Raw genomic sequence first — 26871 nt, 5'->3', positions numbered from 1 at the left:
AGTTGATTGGTTCTAGGACTAACCAAATCATCATCTTCAAACTCTCTTATCTTCATTTCCCTAGTGAGATAAACAGTAGCCAAAATAGAAGCTAAGTTAATAACCACTAAAAGAAATTGGAAAACTAAGGAAAAATTTAAAAACTGACGGGATAAAAATAGATAAGTAGAGACAAGCAAGGGTATCTGTCCGAACAACAATCTCACTAAGAATATATTGCTTTTTGTTGCAAATATTTTTTTCATTACTATCTCCATTACAATTAAATGACATCTAATCATTTTCTAAAATTTGATAACTTTTGTGAAATGTTTTAGCAGAAACAACTCTATGATTGGTGATATCTATATAATCACCTGGATAACCAAGAACATACATTCCATAACCAGCGAATCCTCCTCCAACTGTTCCAACTAGACCAAACTTGATATTCGTTGCGAGAGAAGTGTTGAGACCTGCCATTAGAATGCGCACATGATTATCCAACCAAACCATATAATTTTTTTGAAAAGCTTCCTCTACCCAACTTGGTTTAGGAGTTGCTTGACCAATTTCCCAAACATCAACAATTTGATTCCCATATTTTGCCTTCATAGCTTCAATCCTTTTTAAATACCATTACATGAGTTTGGAGTTCCCCCAATACCATAAGGACTACATGGTTTTGAAAAATGTATAATAGGTCACTTACCATTTAATTGGTCCAAAGTTGGAGACGGTGCTAGCCCACCCAATAAACCAGCAATCATATCTCCCCAACCTCCGAAACCACCTTCAACGCAAGCAAGCATATCAGTATCTATAATCTCAAATTGCGACATCATTTTTGTATTCATGGCAAATACTCCTTTTTTATTTTTAATTTTTATCCTGTTGCAACCTTGACAAGTTTAGTATAGCACTGTTTTAATTTTTTTCACTCAAATCCAGAATCACAATAAAAATATTAGGAATACATAAACTATAATTAACATATCACTTGGACTACACCCTAGTATCCATATCTAATATTAGATAATTCTCTTAATTTTTTTATCTGATCAGACTGAATTTCAGATAAATGTAGTGCATTTTCAATTAATACATTTGAAATTTCAATGTTCATTCGACTAAGGGTATAAGGAATCGATATACTTCCTTTCTTTAATTCATATTCGTAAGAAATCAATATATTTTTCAAAGGGAGAAGTTGAGAATCACATTTTATATTTTGAATAAGTTCTTCTAATATGATGATAGCTTCACGGCGTCTTTCAACTCCTCCAGAAAACCACTTTAAACCTCTCATTATAGAGGCCCCCCCGAATTCCAACCTGCATTCCCACCTGAAAATCCATTAACAATAGAATTAGTAAGAATTTTATTTATAGCTTCAGGCCAGTTTACCCAGCAACCTTTAGAGTTATCACAATATAAACCATTACCGTAGTATATTGTTTTTCCTCCTACTTTACTCGCAAGCATCTCTGTATCCATAACCTCAAATTGTTCCATCATTTTTGTATCCATGATGAATACCCCTTTTCATTTTTAATTTTTGTCCTGTTTCAACTTTGACAAGTTTAGTTTATCATTGTTTTTTAAAATTTTTCATCCAAATCTTGAATTGTCATCGAAACATCTTGAATTGCAAAAACTTCATTAAAAAAAGGTAAATATTTCGAAAACACTTACCCTTTTATACTTTATTAGCATTAGCCCCTACTTTTTATGATACTTCAAATCCCAAAGGAGCAGAAGCATGATAAGCAAGCATAGGATGGCACCGATATAGGCAATTAATTGCTGATAGAATTCTACTGCTGTGATACCTCTATACAAAGCGATAATAGACACAAAACCTGTCAATCTATAAACATGAGTTGATTGGTTCTAGGACTAACCAAATCATCATCTTCAAATTTTTTCACTCTCATTTCCCTAGTGAGATAAACAACAGCCAAAATAGAAGTCAAGTTGATAACCACTAAAAGAAATTAGAAAACTAAGGAAAAATTTAAAAACTGACGAGATAAAAATAGACAAGTAAAGGAAACTGACCTAGGAACAATCTCACTAGAAGTACGTTGTGTTTTTAGAAATATTTTTCCAGTCTCCTCTCTTATACTAATATATCAAGAAACCGTATGTAACCTCTGCTACATAGCTATGTGACCTTATTAAAAACTTAAGTAGCCAGAAAAAAGAGACAGGTAACAGTAGCATTCATCAAACCATGTACAACTACACAGGAATACAGGTTTCTCCGCTTTATATAGAGACTCCCTAATACAATTCCTGTCACAAGATGCTGAGAAATAATCTCTCCATCATGAGCAAATCCAAAAAGAACAGCTGAAAGAAAAACAGCAAAAATAGGAGAATATTTTTCTAAAGTTCCTAAAATGATCCCTCTAAAGAGCATCTCCTCCAAAAGAGGTTGAGTAAAAGCAGTTGACAACCAGAATAGAAATGTGTACAGAAAACCTCTTGTTTCCAAATGTTGAAAAAAGCTTAAAGAACTTGTATTATCATGGACTTTTCCAAGTACGGTCATGAAAAGTATAAAACCAACTACTAAAACCAGATTAGCCAGATAAGCAAGAACAATCCATTTCAATTCTACCCACTTGATTGGCAAGCAATCTAAAGTAGTCTCATCACCCCATCTCTTAATGAGATATACAAGAATGGTTAAACAAATAAAGAAAGTTAAAAAGAAGACACCAACACTGAACACATCTCCCATCGCTCCGTCATAAAATCGTCTAACAACAGTTAATGGTACAACTTGAATGGCAAAAGTAAGTAAAAAGCAAGTAAGCACTTTTATAAAGATAAAACTTATGTTCTTCATAGTTTATCCTTTCTTTAATGTCTAGATGATTTTTTAGCATTGTCCCCTGTTTGTAGATCTGCTAAATCCATCTATGAAACCACAAATTGATCCCAGAATTTGGTCGTAATTAGGAATTATTGGAGTCCACCAAGGAATTCCGCCTCCTTGGACTTGTGTTAGTTCTTCTGCACTTAAAGTTTCAAAGTATTTATTTTTCATGATATTACCTCCCTAGATACACAGTGGACACATCGCATGCAATCTTCTTTGATTTTCAACATACAAATCGAATCCATCTCTTACTAAACCACCTATTCTATACCAGAATCCGTATGAATTATCTCCACCTTCAACGCAAGCAAGCATTTCATTATCCATAACAGAAAATTGTTCCATCATTTTTGTATTCATGATAAATACTCCTTTTTTATTTTAATTTTTGTCCTGTTGCAACTTTGACAAGTTTAGTATATCATTGTTTTTTTAAATTTTTCATCCAAATCTTGAATTGTCATCGAAACGTCTTGAATTAGCTTTTTTATTTCAAAGCATATTCTATAACCTTTTAAAGAAAGATGGCTTCTAATCACTTTTTTACCATTCAGGAAGTTTCAATGACAATTCAAGATTTCATAAAATATAAACTTATTATTATGGCATAATAAACTCATCATATTATATGAAAGGAATTGCCAATGACTTCTTATAAACGTACATTTGTTCCACAAATAGATGCTAGAGACTGTGGTGTTGCTGCCTTAGCCTCGATTGCTAAATTCTATGGTTCAGATTTTTCTCTAGCTCACTTGAGAGAACTTGCAAAGACCAATAAAGAAGGGACGACTGCTCTTGGCATTGTAAAAGCCGCTGATGAAATGGGATTTGAAACAAGGCCTGTTCAAGCAGATCAAACGCTCTTTGACATGAGTGATGTCCCCTATCCATTTATTGTTCACGTTAACAAAAAAGGAAAACTCCAACATTACTATGTTGTCTATCAAACAAAGAAAGACTATCTGATTATTGGTGATCCTGACCCTTCTGTAAAAATCACCAAAATGTCAAAAGAACGCTTTTTCTCTGAATGGACTGGAGTAGCTATTTTTCTAGCTCCAAAACCCAGCTATCAACCCCATAAAGATAAAAAGAATGGTCTACTAAGCTTCCTTCCTCTGATTTTCAAACAAAAATCTCTCATTACTTACATTGTTCTCTCAAGCTTATTGGTCACTATTATCAATATCGGTGGTTCTTATTATCTCCAAGGAATCTTGGATGAGTATATCCCAAATCAGATGAAATCAACTTTAGGAATCATCTCAGTTGGTCTAGTTATCACTTATATCCTCCAACAAGTCATGGGCTTCTCCAGAGATTATCTCCTAACTGTTCTGAGTCAGAGATTAAGTATTGATGTGATTTTATCCTATATTCGCCATATTTTTGAACTTCCTATGTCTTTCTTTGCGACACGTCGTACAGGAGAAATCATTTCACGGTTCACAGATGCTAACTCTATTATAGATGCCTTGGCTTCTACCATTCTCTCTCTTCTTCTTGATGTTTCCATTCTGATCCTTGTAGGGAGTGTCTTACTGGCACAAAATCCTAACCTCTTTCTTCTTTCTCTTATTTCTATCCCTATTTACATATTCATCATCTTTTCTTTTATGAAACCTTTTGAAAAAATGAACCATGATGTCATGCAAAGTAATTCTATGGTTAGTTCTGCTATTATCGAAGATATCAACGGGATCGAAACCATCAAGTCACTCACAAGTGAAGAAAATCGCTACCAAAATATTGACAGTGAATTTGTCGATTATTTGGAAAAATCCTTTAAACTTACTAAATATTCTATTTTACAAACTAATTTAAAACAAGGAACAAAGTTAGTTCTTAATATCTTTATCCTATGGTTTGGTGCTCAATTAGTCATGTCGAGTAAGATTTCTATCGGTCAGCTGATTACCTTTAATACACTTCTTTCTTACTTTACAACTCCTATGGAAAATATTATCAACCTACAAACTAAACTCCAATCTGCGAAGGTTGCTAATAACCGCTTGAACGAGGTCTACTTAGTCGAATCTGAATTTCAAGTTCAAGAAAATCCTGTTCATTCAAATTTTTTGATGGGCGATATTGAATTTGATGACCTTTCTTATAAGTATGGTTTTGGGCGAGATACCTTAACAGATATCAATCTAACGATTAAAGAAGGTGATAAGGTTAGCCTAGTTGGAGTTAGTGGTTCTGGTAAAACAACTCTAGCCAAAATGATTGTCAACTTCTTTGACCCTTACAAAGGACAGATTACCATCAATCATCAGGATATTAAAAATATTGATAAAAAAATCTTGCGACGTCATATTAATTACCTGCCCCAACAAGCCTATATCTTTAATGGCTCTATCTTGGAAAACTTAACCTTGGGCGGTAATAGTATGATTAGCCAAGAAGATATTCTAAAAGCTTGCGAATTAGCTGAAATCCGTCAAGATATTGAAAGAATGCCTATGGGCTATCAAACTCAACTTTCTGATGGAGCAGGTCTGTCAGGAGGACAGAAGCAACGAATCGCCCTCGCTCGTGCTCTTTTAACTAAATCTCCTGTTTTAATACTAGATGAAGCTACTAGTGCTCTCGATGTTTTGACTGAGAAAAAGGTTATAGATAATCTTATGTCCCTAACTGATAAAACCATTCTCTTTGTAGCCCATCGTCTAAGTATAGCCGAACGGACTAACCGTGTCATTGTTCTTGACCAAGGGAAAATCATTGAAGTTGGTAGTCATCAAGAGTTAATACAGGCGCAAGGCTTCTACCATCATCTATTCAACAAATAAGGAGAATGTTATGAATCCTAATCTTTTTAGAAGCGTCGAGTTTTATCAGAGACGTTACCATAATTATGCGACAGTATTGATCATACCACTTTCATTACTGTTTACTTTCATCGTGATTTTCTCCCTTGTTGCTACAAAAGAGATTACTGTTACATCGCAAGGAGAAGTCACTCCTACAAGTGTCATTGCATCCATTCAGTCAACCAGTGATAATCCTATCTTAGCTAATCATTTAGTGGCAAATCAAGTAGTTGAAAAAGGTGACTTACTCATCAAATACTCTGAAACAATGGAAGAAAGTCAGAAAACTGCCTTAGAAACTCAGTTACAAAGACTTGAGAAGCAAAAAGAAGGACTTGGAATTTTGAAACAAAGCTTAGAAAAAAATACCGATCTTTTTTCTGGTGAGGATGAGTTTGGCTACTATAATACCTTTATGAATTTTACTAAACAAGCTCATGATATTGAGCTGGGTATCTCAAAGACTAACACTGAAGTTTCAAATCAAGCCAATCTTGCTAATAGCAGTTCATCAGCTATCGAACAAGAAATTACAAAAATTCAACAACAAATTGGAGAATATCAAGAGCTGAGAGATGCTATCATAAACAAAAGAGCACGCTTACCGACTGGCAATCCACACCAGTCAACCTTGAATAGTTATCTGGTAGCATCACAAGGACAAACACAAGGAGCTATAGAAGAGCAATTTTTATCTCAAATCAATCAAAGTGTTACAGGCCTTGAATCATCTATCGCAAGTCTCAAAATTCAGCAAGCTGGTATCGGAAGTGTAGCAACTTATGATAATAGTTTAGAAACCAAAATTGAAGTACTTCGTACTCAGTTTTTACAAACAACTTCTCAGCAACAACTAGCTGTGGAAAATCAACTAACAGAATTAAAAGTACAACTAGATCAAGCGACACAGCGCTTGGAAAACAATACCTTAACCGCTCCAAGTAAAGGTATCGTTCATCTGAACAGCGAATTTGAAGGTAAAAATAGAATTCCAACTGGTACAGAAATTGCTCAAATATTCCCTATTATAACAGATACAAGAGAAGTACTAATCACTTACTACGTATCATCTGACTATCTCCCCTTACTAGATAAAGGACAAACTGTAAGATTAAAACTTGAGAAGATTGGAAATCACGGTATTACCATCATCGGCCAACTTCAGAGCATTGATCAAACTCCCACCAGAACAGAGCAAGGAAATCTCTTTAAATTAACCGCTCTTGCAAAACTATCTGGTGAGGACAGTAAACTCATCCAATATGGTCTACAAGGTCGCGTCACTAGTGTAACTGCAAAGAAAACATATTTTGATTATTTCAAAGATAAAATTTTAACACATTCTAATTAATTTTCAGATAACACTCTATAACTATTTATTATCTTATAAAACAGGAGAATCATAACATGGATAAGAAACAAAACCTAACTTCATTTCAAGAATTAACAACTACTGAACTCAATCAAATTACAGGTGGAGGATGGTGGTTAGATTCAATATTAAGCATATTAACATCTAACTCATCAAACCAAGCCAATAGGTCTAGAAATTATCAACAAATGTAATCATACAAAGTGCTTTTGGATAAAAAGCTTGGCTTTATAATATTTGTAGTGGGTAAATCTCCTATAGATATTATGAAGCCTATTTTGTTGTAAAAGAATAAGACAGTAACCTCAGGATAGCTACTGTCTAGTCTCGTTTCTTCTTAAATCCCTTATTGACTTAACAAATGGTAAAAAAACTTAAAAATTATAAAAATCCATAATTAACCTTTCCAAAACATTTATATTATAGAATTCTGTTATATTTATTCCATTATTTAATCATTCTATTACTTGCTGTCATTCAATTGATAACATTGTCAAAACCTGACGAAAGACTTGATTTTGACAGGTTGTATTGAGACTAGCATTGGGATAACTTTCAACAATCTTCCTGACGGTATAGAGACCAACACCTCGTTCCTCCCCTTTAGAACTAACTCCAAAAGAGAAGATTTCAGAAACATCTATGCCCTCTTCTTTGATGGAGTTTTCAATGATAAAGATCTCCTGTTCTCCATTTTTTAAAAAGGCGATTGAAACATGAGGTTGACTAGCCTCTGCACTGGCTTCAATAGCATTGTCACAAAGGATAGATACGATAGTTAAAAAATCAAGCAGACTCATCCCCTCAACTTGAATCTCCTCAGGAACTTCGACATTAAAGACAATATCCTTTTCTCTGGCTTTTATAAATTTTCCTGCAAGGAGACTTTTGAGGGCACGATCACGAATATTCACCAACCGTCCAAGGTCATATTTATTGTCCTGAAATTTCTGGACGGAGTCCTTTAAAACGGAGTTGTAGACCTCTTTTATCTGCTCCATATCCTCCTCTTCAATACCTAGGCGTAAGCTAGTCAAGAGGTTGGCATAATCATGACGAAAGCTCCGTACTTCCTTGTAAAGTTCCTCTATATGCCGACTATACCGCTCCATTTCTCTATAGCGCAAAACCTGCTCTTGGTTCAGTTTCTCCTGAAGTTTTTCCTTCAAGTAGGTATCCAATTTCTTGATAATCCCCATAAAAAAGAGCAAGTAAAACACCAGAATCAGATGGCGAATAGTCGTTGATTGAATATCTTGTACATATTCTAAATAAGACAAACTTTGCATCACTAGATAGTAGGCTCCCATTATCCAGTTAATCTTAGTCAGAGACTTTTGAAAATCTTTGTCTAGAACCTCCCTTCTCAAGCTAGTAAAATCATAGTCTAACCATTTCAAAAAGGCTAGAGAAATAAAGCAAATGAAAATTTTTATAAATAACCAAATAAAAGAGAGGTCATCGTACACTTGCCCTTGCCCCAAAAATGGAAGCACAAAATAGGAGATTCCTCTATAAAAGAGATTTACCAATATCATTGGAAAGAGACCATAAAATAGAAGGAGTTTTTTAGAAAACCCTCTTAAAAACAAGAAAGATAAACCTATGCCGTACAAGGGTTCCACAAAATAAGATAGGTAAGCATTTCCTACTATATAGCTAATCGTTACAAAAACAACTGCCAAAAGTATCTTAAAAAGAAAGGCCTTAAAAACTCTCTCCAGAGTCAGAACAATTCCATCCACCTTAAAAAATATAAACAATTCCAATCCAGATATCAAAAACGCATATACTATCTTCCAAACTAATTCCATTCCATCACCTCACTCAGTGTAAGTTATTGATAGCCTCAGACACTTCCCTGACCTTATAACGCGCGATTAGACAGCTTCCACCATTGGGAAAGAAAAGGAGTTTTTCTTTCTTATCCAATTGAACCACATTGGCAGGATTGATGAGAAAAGAGCGGTGGCACTGCAAGAGACGGGGTTCCTGCTTGAGAACCTCCTCTAAACTCGCTGTAAATTCCAACCTATCCGTCTTGGTATAGAGAATAACACGATGGGCTCTAGGCGACGTTTCGAGATAGTAAACCTCTTTAAAGGGATACTGGAATTGAGCAAATTTTGATTTAAAGTAAAAGCAATCTTCCGCCAGACTTTTACTATCTTGACTATTGGCATAGAGGAGGGCTGTCTCGATCCGAGATTCAAACTCCTCTGTCGACAAGGCCTTATCAATGTAGTCCAAAGCTGACACTTGGTAGCGAAAGGACAGGGGCATAAACTCCGAGTGAGTTGTCACAAAGACGATTAGAGCATAAGGATCCCGATCCCGAATCTTTCTAGCCACTTCTAGCCCCTTCATCTCTTCGTTTCGAATCTCAATATCCAAAAAGAATAGCTGATGCGCCCCCTTCTCATGTACCTCTGTCAGCAGTTGGTCTGGCTTGCCAAAAACTTCAAAAGAGCTGGGAATGATACGATATTCTTTCAAGAGTTTCTCTATCGTCGTTTCAATCCTAGCTTGTTGGGAAAAGTCATCTTCTAAAACAAATATTCTCATCTTCTTACTCTCCTTGTTTCAACCATTTTTGGCGAATGTCTCTATAGCGACGTCTGGCATACTGAACAGCATATCGACCTTCTTCCCCTAGAAAGAGGGTCTTTGATTGGATATCCATGGATTTTACTCGTTCAAGGTTGACCAGACAATTTCGATGACATCTCGTCAAGGTTTCCCCATATTGTTTTTCAAGATTGCTTAAATTTTGAAACAGATCAAAGCTAGCGTCTTCTGTAACAATCTGCACGGTATGGGCTTTACTTGGATGCGTTTGGATATAGTAGATATCCTTTATGTTTAATTTGAAAATTTCTTTCTCTTTTTGGATGATGATATAGTTCATGGATAAAACCTCCTGAAGAGAGGATACCATAAGTCTAGAAACTATTTTTCACCAAATCCTAAACGGTTCTTAAAAATTCCTAAAGTGTCGAAGTTTTTACAAAATAACTATGATAACCTTACAACCATTTTATCATAAAATCCCGCTATTACCATTCAGGAAATTTCAATGACAATTAAAGATTTGAAGATAAAAAAAGAGTTAAAAGTGATAAACTGACAGTATCAAAAAAACAGTTGCTAGAAACAAGACTAGCACCCAGATTAAAGGAGGAATTCTCATGACAGATACAGAACCTATCAAAAGAGCTCAGATTTTGATTACTGAGTTAAACAAAGCCTATCAAGCATGCAAACAGGCAACAGCTGATGACGTTCGCTTTCAGGAGCAACTGAACAATATCCTCCACTTTCTCTCTAAAGCTGAGACAATGGATAATCGATTCTTGATTGAGCTGGAAAAATTTTACCAAACTTCCAGTCTCCTCATGGGCCTCAGTGCTCTCAATCCAGATGCTCCTACTCGCGCCGCTTGGCGGGCCTATGACCGTTTCCACTTTGACCAAGTCAAGACTAAGTTGAGTCTCTACGGACCAACCATTATCTTGTAGAAAATAAAAGAAGCTGAGACAGAACTCAACTTCTTTTTTAGTATCATATAAGCAATGTTATACTCAATGAAAATCAAAGAGCAAACTAGGAAGCTAGCCGCAGGTTGCAGATAAAGCTGACGTAGTTTGAAGAGATTTTCGAAGAGTATTAGTCCTGCATCTGACGTTTCACCTGATAAGGGAGATACAAGATTTGCAGGACCAGTCCAGCTCCAAGCAGGGCTAGAAGAGCTAGTTTTTCTTGGAGGGTAATCAAACCAACTATCAGCTGAACCAATAAAACAAAACCTGTCAATCCTCGGATAACTTCCTGTAGTCCCTTCTCTTTCTCCCCTTTTTCTAGTGGAAAGAGCTGGGTCAAATACTGGTAGTCAAAAGCACGATAGAGAGCCAACAACTGGAAGAGCATAAGGTAATTAAACAGGACAACCACTGCCGTCGCAATCCAAGACTGCTCGATAAAGATCAAAGCTAACAAGGATAGGAGCAAGAGACGGAGACTGAGGGCAAAGAGGTCTCCATTTCGCAAGTAAGAACGAAGATAGAGATTTTGCCAAATTTTCCCAGGTACCTTCTGAACAGTCTTTAGGATAAAATCCAGATAAGCGCGACGTTTGACACTATTTGAAACGCCCTTGACCTGAGTAAAGAGAGCAAAGAAACGAAGCAAAACTTGCTTGCGCTTGCTTTCTTGGGCGATCACATAGTCCCAGTCAATTCCGTTCTCAGTAAAAAATTTACTGGCTTTTTGACGAAAGAGGAGATATTTCCCAGCTCCCAATAAAAGCATATAGATGAAAAAAACTGGCAAGCCATAGCCCATGGCTAAAAATAAGGGCGCAAATAAAAGCAAGAAAAGGGTTTGGACAAAGAGCCAAAAGACCAGTGAGCGCACTGTCTGCCCTTTGAGGTGAGACTTAACCTCCTCTTCACTGACTAAGAGAAAGAGCTTGTCAGGTCCTTCCATGTAGGTCGCGATTCCTCCCCAAGCCAAAAGCAAGGCAGATACAATCCCCAAAAACAAGAGGATAGGCCAATGATTTTCAGGAAAATGTTGCAAGAGTTGACTGTACTGGTAAGCTAGAAAACCGATGAGAACTAGCAGGAACAAGACAAAGTGGTCATTGAGAACATAGCGCAGATAACCGACACACTCCTTACGAAAAGCCTGCTTTCGCTTTAAAAACAAGTCTTTCATAGCTCCTCCTCTTTGGTCAGAGCCAAGTAAATATCATTCAAACTCGCTTCAGGCATGTCAAAGGCTTCGCGGAGTAGCTGGAGGTTCCCCTGAGCTCGCACCTCCCCCTTGTGGAGGATGACAAAGGCATCACACATCTTCTCCGCTGAATCCAGCACGTGGGTACTCATGAGAATGGACTTGCCTTTTTGCTTTTCTACTTCCAAAAGCTGAATCAAGTCGGCAATCGCCAGCGGATCGAGCCCAAGAAAAGGCTCATCCACGATGAAAAGACTTGGATCCACGACAAAAGCACAGATAATCATGACCTTCTGCTTCATCCCTTTGGAGAAATGCACTGGAAACCAGTCTAATTTTTGATCCAGGCGGAACATTTTTAACAAAGGTTCCACACGATCAAAAGCCACTTTTTGCTCAATACCATAGGCCATGGCAACCGTCTCGATATGCTCTCTAAGAGTCAATTCCTCATACAAGCTAGGCGTTTCTGGGATGTAGCCAATCTGCTTGCGGTAGCTAGTCGCATCTTCTCGCAGGGTTAAACCATTAATCTTGATTTCCCCACTGTAAGGTGTCAACAGACCAATAATCTCATTGATAGTCGTTGATTTCCCAGCACCGTTGAGCCCAATCAAACCGACCAACTGCCCACTTTCAACTGTAAAGGACACATCTTTCAAGACAGGAACGTGAACATAGCCCCCTGTCAGGTTTTTAATTTCTAACATATTTTCTCCGAATCTGGTATAATGTAGCTATATTATATCAAAATTCAATACAGTAGAGGTGGATTTTATGTCAGATTGCATTTTTTGTAAGATCATCGCAGGGGAGATTCCTGCTTCAAAAGTATACGAGGATGAGCAGGTTCTTGCCTTTCTTGATATCTCTCAAGTAACGCCTGGACACACCCTCATTGTACCAAAAGAACACTATCGCAATCTTTTGGAGATGGATACCCCAAGTGCCAGCCAACTCTTTGCCCAAGTGCCACTGGTAGCTCAAAAAGTTATGAAAGCTACCAAAGCTACTGGTATGAACATCATCGCCAACTGTGAGGAAGTTGCTGGTCAAACGGTCTTTCATACTCACGTGCATCTCGTACCTCGCTACGGTGCAGAAGATGACCTCAAGATTGACTTTATCGCCCACGAACCTGACTTTGACAAACTTGCCCAAGTCGCTGAAAACATTAAAAACGCTTAAGGAGATGCCATGAAACTATCAAATCTACTGCTATTCGCAGGAGCTGCAGCTGGAAGTTATTTTGTCGTGAAAAATCGCCAAGCCATTCAGGATGAAGTGCTAGATACAACTGACCGCGTCCAAGCTATCAAGGATGATTTGGATATCATCCAAAACAGTCTACAAATCATCGACCAACAAAAAGCCCTTATCAAGGAATACCAAAAAGATTTAACCTATAAATTTAAAGTCTTGGAAAAAGATTTCCAAACTAGACTAGCTGTGATAAAAGAAATACAGGAGCTTGAGGATAAGTAAAAAGAGCCAACAACTTTCCTTAAATCCATTTTAGGTTGTCAAGTCCAGATAAAGAAAAGGAATGAAAATGAAACAGTTTTTTAAAATTCTGGCGCAGATTATCCTAATTCCTTGTGGCTGTCTCTGTCTCCTTGCAGTTCTGGCATTTCTACTACTAATCAATCTTTTCAAAGCGTCACCGAGTGACATCCAAAAAGGGAATGACGACTTAAAACAAATCTTTATCTCTCTTGACATGCCTCCTGAGAAAGTAGAATCGGATGGACACTATCAATACGAGGGTGGAGGCCTAGATTTTTATGTTACTTTCTCAGACGAGGTCATCAATAGTCACCCCGTCCTAAAGGAAAGTCCAAAACTCACCAAAAACCGACTCGAAGTCTATGTCCTCCAGACAGGAGATATTTCCTACTATAAAGTAGGAGACAACTTATTCAATCGTGGTTTAATACAATTTTTAGAGGAGGAGGGCGAGAAGTATTTCCAAGAAAAAGGAAAAAAATCAAATTCTTCTTACACAATTCTAGCTTGGAAGGATCAGGCAAGTCTCAAAAAGGGAATCGCATTCTATGAAAAAGCCTTGACCTTGGTAGATATTCAGGATAATTCGGCGATCAACCACATTGATACCGTCACCGTTAAGCCTGGCAAAGAAGCGGAAATCAAGCAACTCATCCAAGAGATGGATGCAGCTGGCTTGCTCACTCATAAGTATAAATAGTAGACTAACTGGAGAATGATTTCTCGATACTAAATTTTTAATGATAACAAAAAAAGAGCCCGCCGGCTCTTTTTACTTTATTCTCCTTCAAAGGCATCTTTTATATGGTCAAAGAAGCCTTTTTTCTTCGGATTGACTTTCAAGTCGCCAGCAGCTGCGAACTCTTTAAGCGCTGCTTTTTGGCGTTCGTTCAATCCTGTCGGAGTCACGACATTGACAGTAACGTATTGGTCACCAACAGCACCGCCACGAAGGCTCGGTGCTCCCTTGCCACGTAGACGGAATTTCTTGCCAGTCTGAGTTCCTTCTGGGATAACCAATTCAACATCTCCATGCACGGTTGGAATTTCAACAGTATCTCCAAGAGTAGCTTGGACGATATTAAGATTTAACTTGTAGAAAATAGTGGTTCCTTCACGTTCAAACTTGTCGCTAGCTTCCACAGAAACTACTACATACAAGTCACCATAAGGCCCACCGTTAAAGCCTGCTTCACCTTGACCAGCTAGGCGAATTTGTTGACCAGTTTCCACACCAGCAGGAATTTTCACATGTACGCTATGAGCTTGTTTTTCATGACCTGTTCCATGACAAGTTGTACATGGATCCTTGATTTCTTTTCCGCGACCATGACAGACATCACAAGTTACTTGACGGCGCATCATACCAAGCGGAGTCTGCGTATCGACATTAATGACTCCAGCGCCATGACAGCGTCCACAAGTGACTGGACTTGTCCCTGGCTTAGCACCAGATCCATTACAGGTACGACAGCTTGCTTCACGGTTGTACTTAACTTCTTTTTCTGTTCCGAAGATAGCTTCTTCAAAGGTCAAATTCACACGATACTGGAGGTCATCCCCTTGGCGAGGAGCGTTTGGATTGCGTGAAGCTCCGCCTCCGCCGAAAAAACTTGAGAAGATATCTTCAAAACCACCGAAGCCACCTGCTCCGTCAAAGCCACCAAAACCACCAGCACCACCAAAGCCACCGTTGGCACCCGCAGCACCATACTGGTCGTAGGCTGCACGTTTTTGGTCGTCACTCAAAGTCTCATAGGCTTCTTGAACTTCCTTGTATTTTTCCTCAGCGCCAGGCTCCTTGTTGATATCTGGGTGATATTTTTTGGAAAGCTTACGATAAGCCTTTTTGATCTCGTCTGCCGAAGCGTTTTTTGACACCCCCAGACGATCATAAAATTCAGTATTGTTCATAATTCAAGATACAAAGGGCGTCAAACGGACACAGCCAAAATAGGAGTTTTGACGACGGACACTTACGTCCTAGAAAAAACTATCTTTTTGGCACAGTCCGTAGCCCGTGTTCAGTTACTCGAACACCCTTATTCCTTTCTGTTAATATTACGGAACAAAACCTCAATCTAGGTCGGGTTCAATTCCTTTCTTTCATATTGATAATAAAAACTCAAATAAATTGGGTTTAGCCCCTTTTTACCGAAAAACAGAGGCTGGGTTGCAACCTCTGGATTTCTTCCTATACTTATAACATCAGACCGAGGCTAAAACAAAGACCTATCCGCCTCATCTAATTTTCAAAACAACTTTTGACGCGGTAGCTGATTGGATTTTAGGTTCGTCTTTCAGACTCCCAAAAACCCTAATCATCCTCGCGGGGGTTCGACTACGAACTAAAAACTTTCAATTTTTAGTTCTGTCTTACCGCCTATTTCTCCGTAAACTCTCCGTCTACGACGTCATCACCTGCGTTTCCTGTTGCTTGTGCGCCTTCTGCTCCTGCTTGAGCTTGTTGCGCTGCTGCGGCTTGTTCGTAGAGTTTAACAGCAAGTCCTTGAGCTTTTTCATTCAATGCTTCAAGTTTTGCTTTCATTTCGTCCAAGTTGTTATCTTCTTGAGCTTTCTTAAGGTCATCAAGTGCAGCTTGGGCAGCATCACGTTCTGCATCGAAGCCTTTTCCTTCAGTTTCCTTGATTGTCTTTTCAGTCGCAAAGATTGCTTGGTCTACTTCGTTACGAAGGTCTACTTCTTCTTTACGTTTCTTATCTGCTTCAGCGTTAGCTTCTGCATCTTTCATCATGCGGTCGATTTCTTCATCAGTCAAACCAGAGTTAGATTGGATGACAATAGTTTGTTCTTTTTGAGTTCCAAGATCTTTAGCCTTAACAGATACGATACCGTTCTTGTCAATGTCAAATGTTACTTCGATTTGAGGAATTCCACGAGGTGCGGCTGGGATATCAGTCAATTGGAAGCGTCCAAGAGTCTTGTTATCAGCTGCCATTGGGCGTTCACCTTGAAGAACGTGGATATCAACGGCTGGTTGGTTGTCTGCTGCTGTTGAGAAGACTTGTGATTTAGAAGTTGGGATTGTAGTGTTGCGGTCGATAAGTTTTGTGAAGACTCCACCCATTGTTTCGATACCAAGTGACAATGGTGTTACATCAAGAAGGACAACGTCTTTCACATCACCAGTGATGACACCACCTTGGATAGCAGCACCCATAGCAACAACTTCATCTGGGTTTACTGATTTGTTTGGTTCTTTACCAGTTTCAGCTTTAACAGCTTCTACAACGGCTGGGATACGAGTTGAACCACCAACAAGGATAACTTCGTCGATTTCTGACAAGCTCAAACCTGCATCTGAAAGGGCTTGACGAACTGGAACTTTTGTACGTTCAACAAGGTCACGAGTCAAATCGTCAAATTTCGCACGAGTCAAGGTCATTTCCAAGTGAAGAGGTCCAGCCTCACCTGCAGTGATGAATGGCAAGCTGATTTGTGTTGAAGTTACACCAGAAAGGTCTTTCTTCGCTTTTTCAGCCGCATCTTTCAAACGTTGCATTGCCATCTTGTCAGTAGACAAGTCAATACCGTTTTCTTTCTTGAATTCTGCTACCAAGTGGTCGATGATTTTTTGGTCAAAGTCGTCACCACCGAGTTTGTTGTCCCCTGCAGTTGACAATACATCGAAGACACCGTCACCCAATTCAAGGATAGATACGTCGAATGTACCACCACCAAGGTCGAATACCAAGATTTTTTCTTCTTTGTCAGTCTTGTCCAAACCGTAAGCAAGAGCTGCTGCAGTTGGTTCGTTAACGATACGTTCTACTTCAAGACCAGCAATTTTACCAGCGTCTTTAGTTGCTTGGCGTTGAGCATCGTTGAAGTAAGCTGGAACTGTGATAACAGCCTTGGTTACTTTTTCACCAAGGTATTCTTCAGCGTAACCTTTCAAGTATTGAAGAATCATAGCTGAGATTTCTTGTGGAGTGTATTCTTTTCCATTTGCAGAAACTTTTTCAGAAGTACCCATCTTAGATTTGATAGAGATAACTGTATCTGGGTTTGTAACTGCTTGACGTTTTGCGGCATCACCAACGATGATTTCTCCATTTTTGAATGATACTACAGATGGAGTTGTACGGTTTCCTTCTGGGTTTGCGATGATTTTGCTTTCAGTTCCTTCAAGAACTGCAACTGCTGAGTTTGTTGTACCTAAGTCAATACCGATAATTTTAGACATGTGTTTTTCTCCTTAAAGTTTAATTCGAATTTTGATTTTTTGATATTTCCCTTAAGTGGTGGGGACGTGAGCAACTCCCTACGGGATTTCATCACTTATTTTTGAGCCTATTGTCTCAAAAATCCCCTGTTTCACCACGGCGGACAATATCTTCCTTGCAAGCCTCCGGCTTGTTTTTTATCTTTTTTCATAGTTTATTGTCGTTTCGGACAAGTTTTTAAGTTCTCTAGCCTAGTTATATACTACTACCATGGCTGGGCGTAGGATGCGGTCATGGAGTTTGTAGCCTTTCTGGAAGACTTGAGCGATGGTGTCTGCTGGGTGTTCATCGTCTGCTGGGAGAGTTTGGATGGCCATATGATAGTTATGGTCAAATTCACCGTCAGCTACAATTTCTTCGATTCCTTCTTCTTTCAAAGCGTGAATCAAGCTCTCTTGCACCATCTCCAATCCTTTTTTGACATCGTCTGTCAAACCTTCAACAGCAAGAGCACGTTCTAAGTTGTCGAGCGATGGTAAGATTGCTTTTGCCAGATCTTGGCTACGATAGCGTTGCAAGTTTTGACGTTCTTCATTGGCACGGCGTTGAATATTTTGCATTTCTGCATGAGCACGAAGGTATTTGTTTTCGAACTCATCCGCGCGTTCATTTGCCAAGTCCAACTCAGACTTCTCAGGAGTTGTTTCTTCAGTTGTTTCTACAACTTCCTCTTCTTTCATTTCTTCGTTTTTTTTATCTTGGGCCATTTTCGCCTCCTTTATTGATTTCAAAATTAATTTACTTCGTAATGATTACTGCTGAGGTAGCGATAAAAATCTGTCAACTTCATGGTCAAAACACGATTGACCACATTGACTTGGTTGACCAATTGCTGGTAATCCAGATTGACTGGACCGATAATCGCTAGAATTCCAAAACCTCGATAAGGAATGAGGAATTTACTGCTAATCACCGCTAGGTCTGCTAGACAAGACTCCTGACTGTCCGCAACACGGACATTTTGCATTTGATCTTCATGCAGACCCTCACGAATCTCCAAAGCCACCTTTTGCGGTTGGTCAAAGAACTGATAGGCTGCTAGATTGGCAAAATTCAAGAGATTGACCTTGCCCGACACCACAATGTTTTCGTTGAACATTTCTTTAAAAATGTGTTCAAAGAGATCCATGACATTATCCGTTGTTGTAAAGTAACGTTGGATAATTTGCGGAATCTCCGTCCGAATCTTGTAATGAATGTCCAGAACGGTGTGACCTAGGAAACGTTCTTGAATCAAGGTCTTGAGGCGATTTAAATCTTCCTGCAAGAAGTTCCTTGGAATCAGAAATTGACTGGTAACCGTTCGGGACTCGTCTAAGGTAAATACTGCCAAGGCTGTATGTTGTCCCAAAACAACGATATCAAAGGCTGTCAACCGTTGCCTACTGGGCTCAACATCCAGCGCCACTACCGTACAACCGCTCAGGTCTGTCAGTAGATTAGCAGCCTCTTGCAGGATATCCTCCAGTTTGAAGAATTCCTGATCAAAAGCTTTGACAATCTCATAAACCTCATTTTCAGCCAGCCGATCAAAAGCGAGCGAGTGTTTTACATAGTACTGAAAACCAGCAACACTTGGCATCCGACCACTTGAGGTATGAGCCTTCTCAAGCAAACCCTGCTTCTCTAGAGCTGCCATGTCATTACGAATGGTAGCACTACTAGAATTGATAGACTCTTGTAGCGCCTTGGATCCGACAGGTTCGTGCGTTTTGGTAAAGATGTCAATAATCAGATTTAAAATATCCTGCTGACGCTCTGTAACCATCTCATCACTCCTCTCTGTCCGATCGATTAGCACTCTATGCATCCAAGTGCTAACTCATGATTCTATTATACACCCTTAGAAGAGAATGTCAAGACAAAAACTCAAAAAATTAGCACTCTTTTGCCAAGAGTGCTAAAAATCAGTCTACAGACCTAGAATCTTACTTCTCATCTACTTGGTATTTCCTTTTAAGCCTGAAAAAACCATAGATTAGATAAGAAATTAAACAAGTGTATAAAACGAAAATAATAAAGAAAGACTGAGACAAATTTTCTCGATACAAACTCATGCAAACAACAAGACCACCTGAAAAAGTGGCTATACAGGAACGAAGTCTAGACCGCATAACTTCCCATCTGAGACCCTTACTCATATAGACTTTCTCCTCTGAAAGTATATCAGAAGTTGGTTTACGAAGAATCGAACAAAAACCTGTTTCTATCAATTCCCAACCGCTATTTCTAAAATCTTGTAGTTCATGCTTATACTTTTTAAGAAATCTAGAATCATAGATATGATAGATAATATCATCTGGTTGACATTGTTCAAAATAGAAAAAACCAAAACGGTTAGTTCTATATCTCCAACCTTTCAAGTGCATCTCATGTAAATATTCTTCTTCCTTGTCCAAATCAACAATAGTGAAAATCCTAAATTGCTTTTTATTTATCATGACTTTCCCTCCAATTTGTGCATACCTACCTTATCATAAATCTGATAATTCCTTCTTTTTATGCCATAACTTCCAGCTAATATAGGCAACTATTAACAAAAGGATTAAAGACAAGAAAATATCTAGCCCAACCGCAAGAAAACTCCATAGACCATACGCATTACTTCTATTGAGCAATTTAAGTAAGAATGGTATATGTATGGCTAGCAAAAGTAAAACAGGTACTAGCCGCAGTCTTAAAATGCGATTAACCATAGCTAACTTCCCAGTAGCATCGTTATAAATTTCAAACTCTGCATCCGATTCAATTTCAGAATGTGCTTTTCTAAAATAGGAAAAACTATTAAAGTCTGTAATATGCTCCCAACCACAGTCTTTAAACAGTTGTATATAGGAGGCTCTCTCTGATGTTTTCATTGGGTAAAAATCCAACTGATAAGACACTTGTTCAGGCTGACACTTTTCAAAGGTATACCTAACCGCAAACAACAAGATAGAATAGCTTACTTTTCTAAGTTTCCAGCCCTTGGCATGCATTTCTCTAAAGTATCGAGCCTCTCTATCATAATCCGCAATGGTAAAAATTCGGTAAACAATTTTCTTTTCCATCATCCTTCCTCCCGACTATTTCTGTAGAGCCGTTCAATACGTTTCAATTCAATATCTAAGACTTTTCGTCCTAAGTCTGTGATCTGATAGATTTTACGTTTTTCCTCTTCCCGGATAAAGGAAATCAAGCCATCCTTTTCCATCTTTGACAAGGTCCCATACATAGTTCCAGGACTAATCGAAACTTGCGAATCTGTCATCTCCTTAACCTTTTGTGTGATACCATATCCATGGTTCTCCTTCTGTAGACAAAACAAGATATAAAACCCCGTTTCAGTCATGGGGAGGTAAACACGCCTGATCTTATCTGTTAATTCCATTTAACCACACCTCCTATTTAATTCGATATATCGCACTTCGTTATACAAACTATATCACATCTCGATATAAAATGCAAGAAAAAGAGAGAACGATTTCTCGTTCTCTCTTCTTAGGCTCAGGAATTAAGAAGTCATTTTGTTATTTCCTAAGAGTAGCTTAGTCTTTCTTGCGAAGGATAAAAACGGCTAGGCTTGCAAAGGCAAGACCGATGATTGAAAGAAGACCAGATACTGCTGAACCCGTGTTTGGTAACAAGTTCTGATTTTGACTACTTCCTTCTTCTGGTTGACTATTAGTTCCAGAATCTTTAATTGGGGCCGGAGTGAATTCCCAGGTTCCTACGAAGTGTGCGTCTGCTCCATTGATGGTTTCAGATGTCTTGTCATAAGACTTGAAGCTCCATGTGCCTTCTGCTGTCTTAACTTCTGTTTGACTTGGTTGCGTCGGAATCGCTTGGCTACCGTCTTTCAAGTCTGTTTGGTCTGCTGGAAGCAAGGCTTTTACTTCTTGTGGAAGTTCTTTGCCTGGAGTTCCACTGACAAACTCGTGTGTCGCCTTGTAGGTTGGCGCTGGGGTGAATTCCCATGTGCCTACGAAATGTGCATCTGCTCCATTGATGGTTTCCGATGTCTTGTCGTAGGACTTGAAGCTCCATGTGCCTTCTGCGGTCTTAACCTCTGTTTTACTTGGTTGAGTCGGAGTCGCTTGACTGCCATCTTTCAAGTTTGTTTGGTCTGCCGGAAGCAAGGCTTTCACTTCTTGCGGAAGTTCTTTTCCTGGCGTTCCGCTGACAAACTCATGAACTGCTTTATGAGTCACTGTTGGCGCTGGGGTGAATTCCCATGTGCCTACAAACTTAACATCTGATCCATTAATTGTTTCTGATGTCTTGTCGTAGGACTTAAAGCTCCATGTACCTTCTGCAGTCTTAACCTCTGTTTTACTTGGTTGAGTCGGAGTCGCTTGACTACCATCTTTCAAGTTTGTTTGGTCTGCCGGAAGCAAGGCTTTCACTTCTTGCGGAAGTTCTTTTCCTGGCGTTCCGCTGACAAACTCATGAGTTGCCTTATAGGTTGGGGATGGGGTGAATTCCCATGTACCTACAAACTTAACATCTGATCCATTAATTGTTTCCGATGTCTTATCGTAGAACTTGAAGCTCCAGGTACCTTCTGCTGTCTTCACTTCTGTTTGACTTGGTTGCATTGGAGTTGCTTGACTGCCATCTTTCAAGTTTGTTTGGTCTGCTGGAAGCAAGGCTTTCACTTCTTGTGGAAGTTCTTTACCTGAAGTTCCGCTGACAAACTCGTGAACCGCCTTATGAGTCACTGTTGGAACTGGGCTTGCTGTAAACTCCCATGTACCTACAAACTTAACATCTGATCCATTAATTGTTTCCGATGTCTTATCGTAGAACTTGAAGCTCCAGGTACCTTCTGCTGTCTTCACTTCTGTTTGACTTGGTTGCATTGGAGTTGCTTGACTGCCATCTTTCAAGTTTGTTTGGTCTGCTGGAAGAAGGGCCTTCATTTCTTGTGGAAGTTCTTTACCTGGGGTTCCGCTGACAAACTCGTGAACTGCCTTATGAGTCACTGTTGGCGCTGGAGTGAATTCCCAGGTGCCTACGAAGTGTGCATCTGCTCCATTAATAGTTTCAGATGTCTTGTCATAGGACTTGAAGCTCCATGTGCCTTCTGCTGTCTTAACTTCTGTTTGACTTGGTTGTGTTGGTGTTGCTTGGCTGCCATCTTTCAAGTTTGTTTGGTCTGCCGGAAGCAAGTCTTTTACTTCTTGTGGAAGGTCTTTTCCTGGCGTTCCGCTGACAAATTCATGTGTTGCCTTGTAAGTTGGTGCTGGGGTAAATTCCCAAGTACCGACGAAGTGGGCATCCGCTCCATTGATGGTTTCTGATGCCTTGTCATAAGACTTGAAGCTCCATGTGCCTTCTGCTGTCTTCACTTCTGTTTGACTTGGTTGAGTCGGAGTCGCTTGACTACCGTCTTTCAAGTCTGTTTGGTCTGATGGAAGCAAGGTTTTCACTTCTTGTGGAAGGTCTTTTCCTGGCGTTCCGCTGACAAATTCATGTGTTGCCTTGTAAGTTGGTGCTGGAGTAAATTCCCAAGTACCGACGAAGTGGGCATCCGCTCCATTGATGGTTTCTGATGCCTTGTCATAGGACTTGAAGCTCCATGTACCTTCTGCTGTCTTCACTTCTGTTTGACTTGGTTGTGTTGGAGTTACTTGACTACCATTAGCCAAGTTCTTATCCGTCGCCGGAAGCAAGTCTTTCACTTCTTGTGGAAGGTCTTTTCCTGGGGTCCCACTCACAAACTCATGATGTTTTTCATAAAGAAGGGCAGTGCTTACCTGATTAGAAGGAGCTGATAAATTATCAACATGCAATGTTACAGTATTGTCAATCTTTTCAGGACCTTTTTCTTCTACTTTTTTGTTTGTAGTAGTATTATAAGTTACAATAATTTCAGCAGAAGAATTTGCTTTTATGTATTCAGGTGTCATTTTAACAGTAACAGTTTGACCATTCTTTTCAATAGTATAATCACGCCCTTCCTGTAAAGTCACTCCACCTGATTCCACTTTAAGTCCTTGATAATCAAGGCGCTCATCAAATTTCTGAACCATTTCGATAGATGAAGGCGTTGCTAGAATGTCCTTACCTGGAACCGGAACTTTAAAAGTAGCTTTATAGGTTACATCTTGTCCTTCCTTAGCTGGAATCTCTGTAGGATCCACTTCTAGAACAGGTCTCGGATCAATTTTTTCAACATACAGTCCAAACACCGCCGAACAGGTTTCCGTAGATGAATAACCGAAATTCAAACTGTTACTATTTGAACGAAGCGCTAAACCTGAAACATTGTTTTCATAGTTACCACCACTTGTTACTTGAGTCGCAATCCAAGCAGTTCGTTCTCCTTGGTCTTCCTGTTTCAAAACATTGGCATTGTTCATCAGACGAAGATTAACATCATTTTGATAATCTTTAATATAGAAGGTTTCCTTCAAGTTGTTTGCATCCATTGCATCGATATCCGTTGGTTTCATGACCAACTTCAAATCTGTCTCTGAACCATCTGCATAACTCAACTCGGCTGTTACATCAGCATCAATCCAAAATGCTTTATTCATGATGTAATCATGGTTCGCATCTACGTAAGGAACATTACCAATTTCAAAAGCACTACTTTCCCATAATTCAGAAATTGAGAAAAATTCAACAGTAGATTTTTGAGTACTATTCATTTCAGACTCTGCTTGAGCAGTGTTTAGATAGTGAAGAGTTACCTTATTGAATTTTAAGTAAGCATCTACTTGCTTACCATTAACTGTCCCAATATTTGTGAATTTTAGAGAAAGAGGATTTTCAAAAACTTGATCCTGCTTTTTACTTTTATCTACTTTAAGAGTAAAGTTCTCCATCTCGCCTGGATAGACACCACCCCAGAGATATTCATAGTGGGGATTCGATAAATGAAACTGATCAACAGCCTGTGATTTAGATAAAACACTAAAATTGTTGATGTTCAAATTAAACTTACGAATATCCAAGGTTGAGATATCCGTTCCATTTTTTATTTCTTCTAAAGCCGCATAAGATTGAAGCGGAAGAAGAAAAATAGAAAAAAGTAAAACGACTAGTCCGAGAAAAGCCTGTTTTTTTCTACTGAAAATAGTAGAAAAAGGCATTCTCATGCGATATTTCCATTTCATAATGTACCTCCAAAACTAAAAATGATTATTTGATCATTTCAAAAGAAATATTCATCTCATTCTAACACAAAGAAAGGGAAATTGAAAGCAGATATAAAAAAATATTTACTTTTTTGTATTTCCAAATTGTCATTCATTCTGTCCATTTATACTTTAAACATCTATCTATATATTAAAAAATGTGTTCTTTTCACAAACTTTACAGGAGGTAAATTCTATTTCGAGTTATTGAATCTATCTTCATTATGTAGTATTTATACTAGAAAGACCTCTATAAACCATACAAATAAATTAATTTTTATTTATAGTTTCGAAAATAGAATAAGAGTTTCTCTCTTTTGATTTAAAAGGTCTCAGTTTATTTTATATTTTATAAAAAGAACCCGAGAATCAATCTCGAGTTCTTTTTGATATATGTCTCACAAAAAACTTTTGAACATTAAGATGACTTAGTCTTTCTTACGAAGGACAAAAGCTGCTAGGCTTGCAAAGGCAAGACCGATGATTGAAAGAAGGCTAGATACTGCTGAACCTGTGTTTGGTAGAGCTTTCTTATCTTGACTTGCAGTTTCTTCTTTCTTGTTGTTTTCAGCTTGATTTCCTGTTGTTGTAGATGCTACTTTCTTAGTTCCTACTTCAACAATCTCATCTACTGCTGGAGTAGTGATTATGTTGAATTTCTCAACACGACCTGTCTCAACTCCGTCTGTGTATCAGAATATTCCCATTTACTATGCATAATTGTAAGTAAGCTAAAAAATTTAAATTACCTATATCCCCTATACTAAAACCTGTATCAAAATACATTTATAACAACACAAAAACAAAAAAGATTGCCCACCGGGCAATCTTTCTTCTATATTAGTATTAGTAAAGATCAAGATAATTATCAACTTCCCATTGTGACACAAAGGTTGCATAGCTAGCCCACTCGATACGTTTAGCTTCAAGGAAGCTCGTGTAGATGTGTTCACCTAGGGCTGCCTTGACCACTTCATCCTCAGTCAAGGCTTTCAAGGCGTTGTGAAGCGTTGATGGAAGGTCAGTAATTCCAGCTTCCTTACGCTCTTCCGCTGTCATGATATAGATATTTTCTTCGATAGGAGCTGGTGCTTCGATTTTGTTTTCAATACCATGCAAACCAACTTCCAATAGAACTGCCATAGCGATGTATGGGTTTGCCATTGGGTCCACTGAACGCAACTCAAGACGAGTTCCCATACCACGTGAAGCCGGCACGCGCACAAGTGGCGAACGGTTACGACCAGCCCAAGCAATGTAAACAGGCGCTTCATAACCTGGAACCAAACGTTTGTATGAGTTAACTGTTGGGTTCATGATAGCAGTATAGTTGTAAGCATGCTTAATCAAGCCACCAAGGAAATGGTAGGCCGTTTCTGACAACTGCATTCCTTTTGGATCATTTGGATCAAAGAAGGCATTGTTTCCTTCTGCATCAAACAAAGACATATTACAGTGCATACCTGATCCAGCGATACCAAATTTTGGTTTTGCCATAAAGGTTGCATAAAGACCGTGTTTACGAGCAATGGTTTTAACAACGAGTTTAAAGATTTGAATTTTATCACAGGCACGGAGGACTTCATCATACTTGAAGTCAATCTCGTGTTGCCCAACCGCAACCTCGTGGTGACTCGCTTCAACTTCAAATCCCATTTTGGTCAAGACATTCACAATCTCACGACGCGTATTGTCAGCAAGGTCAGTAGGCGCCAAGTCGAAGTAGCCACCCTTGTCATTTACCTCAAGAGTTGGATCGCCATTTTCATCGAGCTTGAATAGGAAGAATTCTGGCTCTGGACCAAGGTTGAAGGATTTGAATCCTACTTCTTCCATATGACGAAGTGCACGCTTCAGATTGCCACGTGGGTCACCTGCAAATGGTTCGCCTTCTGTTGTATAGACATCACAGATCAAACCTGCAACACTTCCATTTTCATCTCCCCATGGGAAGACTGTCCATGTATCCAAGTCTGGGTACAAGTACATATCTGACTCATTGATACGTACAAAACCTTCAATAGAAGATCCATCAAACATGGCTTTGTTTGACAAGACCTTGTCTAACTGTTCATCTGTAGCAGGAATTTCGACGTTTTTCATAGTTCCCAGAATATCTGAAAACATGAGACGGATAAAGGTAACATTTTTTTCCTTGACTTCACGACGAATATCTGCAGCTGTGATTGGCATGGGTTTT

At 38.9% G+C, this 26871-nt stretch carries 28 protein-coding genes and 3 pseudogenes; 7 read left to right on the top strand and 24 right to left on the bottom strand.

What is annotated here, in order from left to right; all coding sequences use genetic code 11:
- The 9 genes and pseudogenes from NML69_RS09550 to NML69_RS09950 all read right to left on the bottom strand — a co-directional run.
- Positions 1 to 245 (bottom strand): annotated as a pseudogene (locus tag NML69_RS09550) (immunity protein); the annotation flags it as partial.
- A 28-nt stretch (positions 246 to 273) separates the two neighbouring features.
- Positions 274 to 594, bottom strand: a complete 321-nt coding sequence (locus NML69_RS09545; RefSeq protein ID WP_000645118.1) for a hypothetical protein — start codon at positions 592 to 594, stop codon at positions 274 to 276.
- A gap of 14 nt (positions 595 to 608) precedes the next feature.
- Positions 609 to 836: pseudogene (locus NML69_RS09935) on the bottom strand (Blp family class II bacteriocin).
- 155 nt (positions 837 to 991) lie between these two features.
- Complete coding sequence (locus tag NML69_RS09535; RefSeq protein WP_049537857.1) at positions 992 to 1288, bottom strand: bacteriocin immunity protein; 297 nt, start codon at positions 1286 to 1288, stop codon at positions 992 to 994.
- Positions 1288 to 1509, bottom strand: coding sequence for a leucocin A/sakacin P family class II bacteriocin (locus NML69_RS09530; RefSeq protein WP_049537856.1), 222 nt, complete (start codon positions 1507 to 1509; stop codon positions 1288 to 1290). Before NML69_RS09530 ends, NML69_RS09535 begins: the two co-directional genes overlap by 1 nt.
- Before the next feature lie 192 nt (positions 1510 to 1701).
- A pseudogene (locus tag NML69_RS09955) lies at positions 1702 to 2056 on the bottom strand (immunity protein).
- A 111-nt stretch (positions 2057 to 2167) separates the two neighbouring features.
- Positions 2168 to 2836, bottom strand: coding sequence for a CPBP family intramembrane glutamic endopeptidase (locus NML69_RS09525; RefSeq protein WP_049537855.1), 669 nt, complete (start codon positions 2834 to 2836; stop codon positions 2168 to 2170).
- A 33-nt stretch (positions 2837 to 2869) separates the two neighbouring features.
- Positions 2870 to 3037 (bottom strand): bacteriocin, encoded by a 168-nt coding sequence (locus tag NML69_RS09520; RefSeq protein WP_152906313.1) that lies wholly within the window; start codon positions 3035 to 3037, stop codon positions 2870 to 2872.
- Between the two features lie 12 nt (positions 3038 to 3049).
- Entirely contained in the window at positions 3050 to 3229 is a 180-nt protein-coding gene (locus NML69_RS09950; protein WP_160312966.1) for a bacteriocin class II family protein, read from the bottom strand.
- A 284-nt stretch (positions 3230 to 3513) separates the two neighbouring features.
- Here NML69_RS09950 and blpA point away from each other — a divergent pair, with 284 nt between their 5' ends.
- The 3 genes from blpA to blpC are packed head-to-tail and all read left to right on the top strand — an operon-like array spanning position 3514 to position 7254.
- The gene (blpA, locus tag NML69_RS09510; protein ID WP_254726599.1) at positions 3514 to 5667 is read left to right on the top strand and encodes a peptide cleavage/export ABC transporter BlpA; all 2154 of its coding nucleotides are present in this window, start codon (positions 3514 to 3516) and stop codon (positions 5665 to 5667) included.
- Between the two features lie 10 nt (positions 5668 to 5677).
- Positions 5678 to 7039 (top strand): bacteriocin secretion accessory protein, encoded by a 1362-nt coding sequence (locus NML69_RS09505; protein ID WP_125418567.1) that lies wholly within the window; start codon positions 5678 to 5680, stop codon positions 7037 to 7039.
- A gap of 56 nt (positions 7040 to 7095) precedes the next feature.
- Positions 7096 to 7254, top strand: coding sequence for a quorum-sensing system pheromone BlpC (blpC, locus tag NML69_RS09500; RefSeq protein ID WP_125418565.1), 159 nt, complete (start codon positions 7096 to 7098; stop codon positions 7252 to 7254).
- Between the two features lie 279 nt (positions 7255 to 7533).
- Here the strand turns inward: blpC and NML69_RS09495 are convergent, their stop codons facing one another.
- Genes NML69_RS09495 through NML69_RS09485 form a run of 3 tightly spaced genes read right to left on the bottom strand, consistent with a single transcriptional unit; the run spans position 7534 to position 9968 of the window.
- Positions 7534 to 8874: a sensor histidine kinase gene (locus tag NML69_RS09495; protein ID WP_254726597.1), complete on the bottom strand. Its 1341-nt coding sequence runs from the start codon at positions 8872 to 8874 to the stop codon at positions 7534 to 7536.
- A gap of 13 nt (positions 8875 to 8887) precedes the next feature.
- A complete protein-coding gene (locus tag NML69_RS09490; RefSeq protein ID WP_254726595.1) occupies positions 8888 to 9625 on the bottom strand; it encodes a LytTR family DNA-binding domain-containing protein in 738 nt (245 codons plus the stop codon).
- 4 nt (positions 9626 to 9629) lie between these two features.
- Positions 9630 to 9968, bottom strand: a complete 339-nt coding sequence (locus tag NML69_RS09485) for a LytTR family DNA-binding domain-containing protein (RefSeq protein ID WP_125840943.1) — start codon at positions 9966 to 9968, stop codon at positions 9630 to 9632.
- A 280-nt stretch (positions 9969 to 10248) separates the two neighbouring features.
- On the opposite strand from NML69_RS09485, the gene NML69_RS09480 reads away from it, so the two are divergent.
- On the top strand, positions 10249 to 10578 hold the full coding sequence (locus tag NML69_RS09480; protein ID WP_254726593.1) for a helicase BlpT: 330 nt from the start codon (positions 10249 to 10251) through the stop codon (positions 10576 to 10578).
- A gap of 148 nt (positions 10579 to 10726) precedes the next feature.
- On the opposite strand, the gene NML69_RS09475 is transcribed toward NML69_RS09480, so the two are convergent.
- Positions 10727 to 11776, bottom strand: coding sequence for an ABC transporter permease (locus tag NML69_RS09475; RefSeq protein WP_254726591.1), 1050 nt, complete (start codon positions 11774 to 11776; stop codon positions 10727 to 10729).
- Complete coding sequence (locus tag NML69_RS09470) at positions 11773 to 12504, bottom strand: ABC transporter ATP-binding protein (RefSeq protein WP_254726589.1); 732 nt, start codon at positions 12502 to 12504, stop codon at positions 11773 to 11775. The genes NML69_RS09475 and NML69_RS09470 overlap by 4 nt, the downstream gene beginning before the upstream one ends.
- A gap of 67 nt (positions 12505 to 12571) precedes the next feature.
- Between NML69_RS09470 and NML69_RS09465 the strand changes: the two genes are divergently transcribed.
- The 3 genes from NML69_RS09465 (at position 12572) to NML69_RS09455 (ending at position 14000) form a co-directional block, all read left to right on the top strand.
- Positions 12572 to 12982, top strand: a complete 411-nt coding sequence (locus NML69_RS09465; RefSeq protein WP_254726587.1) for an HIT family protein — start codon at positions 12572 to 12574, stop codon at positions 12980 to 12982.
- Positions 12983 to 12991: 9 nt separating this feature from the next.
- Positions 12992 to 13279, top strand: coding sequence for a hypothetical protein (locus tag NML69_RS09460; protein ID WP_254726585.1), 288 nt, complete (start codon positions 12992 to 12994; stop codon positions 13277 to 13279).
- A 67-nt stretch (positions 13280 to 13346) separates the two neighbouring features.
- Positions 13347 to 14000 carry a hypothetical protein gene (locus NML69_RS09455; protein WP_254726583.1) on the top strand — a complete coding sequence of 218 codons (654 nt, stop codon included), beginning with the start codon at positions 13347 to 13349 and terminating at the stop codon, positions 13998 to 14000.
- Positions 14001 to 14077: 77 nt separating this feature from the next.
- Here NML69_RS09455 and dnaJ read toward each other — a convergent pair whose 3' ends face one another.
- From dnaJ to glnA, 10 genes are all read right to left on the bottom strand, one after another.
- Positions 14078 to 15214, bottom strand: coding sequence for a molecular chaperone DnaJ (dnaJ, locus tag NML69_RS09450; protein ID WP_254726581.1), 1137 nt, complete (start codon positions 15212 to 15214; stop codon positions 14078 to 14080).
- Positions 15215 to 15683: 469 nt separating this feature from the next.
- On the bottom strand, positions 15684 to 17507 hold the full coding sequence (dnaK, locus tag NML69_RS09445; protein ID WP_000034683.1) for a molecular chaperone DnaK: 1824 nt from the start codon (positions 17505 to 17507) through the stop codon (positions 15684 to 15686).
- 231 nt (positions 17508 to 17738) lie between these two features.
- Positions 17739 to 18254 carry a nucleotide exchange factor GrpE gene (gene grpE / locus NML69_RS09440; RefSeq protein ID WP_070837582.1) on the bottom strand — a complete coding sequence of 172 codons (516 nt, stop codon included), beginning with the start codon at positions 18252 to 18254 and terminating at the stop codon, positions 17739 to 17741.
- Positions 18255 to 18280: 26 nt separating this feature from the next.
- Complete coding sequence (hrcA, locus tag NML69_RS09435) at positions 18281 to 19315, bottom strand: heat-inducible transcriptional repressor HrcA (protein WP_070567066.1); 1035 nt, start codon at positions 19313 to 19315, stop codon at positions 18281 to 18283.
- 160 nt (positions 19316 to 19475) lie between these two features.
- On the bottom strand, positions 19476 to 19988 hold the full coding sequence (locus NML69_RS09430) for a DUF2812 domain-containing protein (protein ID WP_254726576.1): 513 nt from the start codon (positions 19986 to 19988) through the stop codon (positions 19476 to 19478).
- Between the two features lie 33 nt (positions 19989 to 20021).
- Positions 20022 to 20597 carry a DUF2812 domain-containing protein gene (locus NML69_RS09425; protein ID WP_254726574.1) on the bottom strand — a complete coding sequence of 192 codons (576 nt, stop codon included), beginning with the start codon at positions 20595 to 20597 and terminating at the stop codon, positions 20022 to 20024.
- Positions 20597 to 20917, bottom strand: a complete 321-nt coding sequence (locus NML69_RS09420) for a PadR family transcriptional regulator (protein ID WP_096422751.1) — start codon at positions 20915 to 20917, stop codon at positions 20597 to 20599. Before NML69_RS09420 ends, NML69_RS09425 begins: the two co-directional genes overlap by 1 nt.
- Before the next feature lie 157 nt (positions 20918 to 21074).
- Positions 21075 to 24650 carry an LPXTG-anchored SHIRT domain periscope protein gene (locus NML69_RS09415; RefSeq protein WP_254726569.1) on the bottom strand — a complete coding sequence of 1192 codons (3576 nt, stop codon included), beginning with the start codon at positions 24648 to 24650 and terminating at the stop codon, positions 21075 to 21077.
- A gap of 449 nt (positions 24651 to 25099) precedes the next feature.
- Complete coding sequence (locus NML69_RS09945) at positions 25100 to 25294, bottom strand: LPXTG cell wall anchor domain-containing protein (protein WP_254726601.1); 195 nt, start codon at positions 25292 to 25294, stop codon at positions 25100 to 25102.
- A gap of 223 nt (positions 25295 to 25517) precedes the next feature.
- Positions 25518 to 26864, bottom strand: coding sequence for a type I glutamate--ammonia ligase (gene glnA / locus NML69_RS09405; RefSeq protein WP_001122885.1), 1347 nt, complete (start codon positions 26862 to 26864; stop codon positions 25518 to 25520).
- Positions 26865 to 26871: the final 7 nt, after the last annotated feature.

The sequence above is a fragment of the Streptococcus sp. CF8-6 genome, assembly GCF_024295845.1.
GTDB classification, from domain to species: domain Bacteria; phylum Bacillota; class Bacilli; order Lactobacillales; family Streptococcaceae; genus Streptococcus; species Streptococcus oralis_BO.
The sequence above is the reverse complement of the archived record's forward strand: the minus strand, read 5'-3'. Positions and strand labels throughout refer to the sequence as shown.

Coding starts and splice junctions, on each gene's coding strand:
- blpC (WP_125418565.1), top strand. CDS start 7,096: ATGGATAAGAAACAAAACCTAACTTCATTTCAAGAATTAACAACTACT.
- NML69_RS09465 (WP_254726587.1), top strand. CDS start 12,572: ATGTCAGATTGCATTTTTTGTAAGATCATCGCAGGGGAGATTCCTGCT.
- NML69_RS09520 (WP_152906313.1), bottom strand. CDS start 3,037: ATGAAAAATAAATACTTTGAAACTTTAAGTGCAGAAGAACTAACACAA.
- NML69_RS09950 (WP_160312966.1), bottom strand. CDS start 3,229: ATGAATACAAAAATGATGGAACAATTTTCTGTTATGGATAATGAAATG.
- NML69_RS09425 (WP_254726574.1), bottom strand. CDS start 20,597: ATGGAAAAGAAAATTGTTTACCGAATTTTTACCATTGCGGATTATGAT.
- NML69_RS09460 (WP_254726585.1), top strand. CDS start 12,992: ATGAAACTATCAAATCTACTGCTATTCGCAGGAGCTGCAGCTGGAAGT.
- NML69_RS09430 (WP_254726576.1), bottom strand. CDS start 19,988: ATGATAAATAAAAAGCAATTTAGGATTTTCACTATTGTTGATTTGGAC.
- hrcA (WP_070567066.1), bottom strand. CDS start 19,315: ATGGTTACAGAGCGTCAGCAGGATATTTTAAATCTGATTATTGACATC.
- NML69_RS09455 (WP_254726583.1), top strand. CDS start 13,347: ATGAAACAGTTTTTTAAAATTCTGGCGCAGATTATCCTAATTCCTTGT.
- dnaJ (WP_254726581.1), bottom strand. CDS start 15,214: ATGAACAATACTGAATTTTATGATCGTCTGGGGGTGTCAAAAAACGCT.
- NML69_RS09525 (WP_049537855.1), bottom strand. CDS start 2,836: ATGAAGAACATAAGTTTTATCTTTATAAAAGTGCTTACTTGCTTTTTA.
- NML69_RS09505 (WP_125418567.1), top strand. CDS start 5,678: ATGAATCCTAATCTTTTTAGAAGCGTCGAGTTTTATCAGAGACGTTAC.
- NML69_RS09495 (WP_254726597.1), bottom strand. CDS start 8,874: ATGGAATTAGTTTGGAAGATAGTATATGCGTTTTTGATATCTGGATTG.
- NML69_RS09535 (WP_049537857.1), bottom strand. CDS start 1,288: ATGAGAGGTTTAAAGTGGTTTTCTGGAGGAGTTGAAAGACGCCGTGAA.
- grpE (WP_070837582.1), bottom strand. CDS start 18,254: ATGGCCCAAGATAAAAAAAACGAAGAAATGAAAGAAGAGGAAGTTGTA.
- glnA (WP_001122885.1), bottom strand. CDS start 26,864: ATGCCAATCACAGCTGCAGATATTCGTCGTGAAGTCAAGGAAAAAAAT.
- NML69_RS09530 (WP_049537856.1), bottom strand. CDS start 1,509: ATGGATACAAAAATGATGGAACAATTTGAGGTTATGGATACAGAGATG.
- NML69_RS09545 (WP_000645118.1), bottom strand. CDS start 594: ATGAAGGCAAAATATGGGAATCAAATTGTTGATGTTTGGGAAATTGGT.
- NML69_RS09415 (WP_254726569.1), bottom strand. CDS start 24,650: ATGAAATGGAAATATCGCATGAGAATGCCTTTTTCTACTATTTTCAGT.
- NML69_RS09420 (WP_096422751.1), bottom strand. CDS start 20,917: ATGGAATTAACAGATAAGATCAGGCGTGTTTACCTCCCCATGACTGAA.
- NML69_RS09480 (WP_254726593.1), top strand. CDS start 10,249: ATGACAGATACAGAACCTATCAAAAGAGCTCAGATTTTGATTACTGAG.
- NML69_RS09470 (WP_254726589.1), bottom strand. CDS start 12,504: ATGTTAGAAATTAAAAACCTGACAGGGGGCTATGTTCACGTTCCTGTC.
- NML69_RS09475 (WP_254726591.1), bottom strand. CDS start 11,776: ATGAAAGACTTGTTTTTAAAGCGAAAGCAGGCTTTTCGTAAGGAGTGT.
- NML69_RS09490 (WP_254726595.1), bottom strand. CDS start 9,625: ATGAGAATATTTGTTTTAGAAGATGACTTTTCCCAACAAGCTAGGATT.
- blpA (WP_254726599.1), top strand. CDS start 3,514: ATGACTTCTTATAAACGTACATTTGTTCCACAAATAGATGCTAGAGAC.
- dnaK (WP_000034683.1), bottom strand. CDS start 17,507: ATGTCTAAAATTATCGGTATTGACTTAGGTACAACAAACTCAGCAGTT.
- NML69_RS09485 (WP_125840943.1), bottom strand. CDS start 9,968: ATGAACTATATCATCATCCAAAAAGAGAAAGAAATTTTCAAATTAAAC.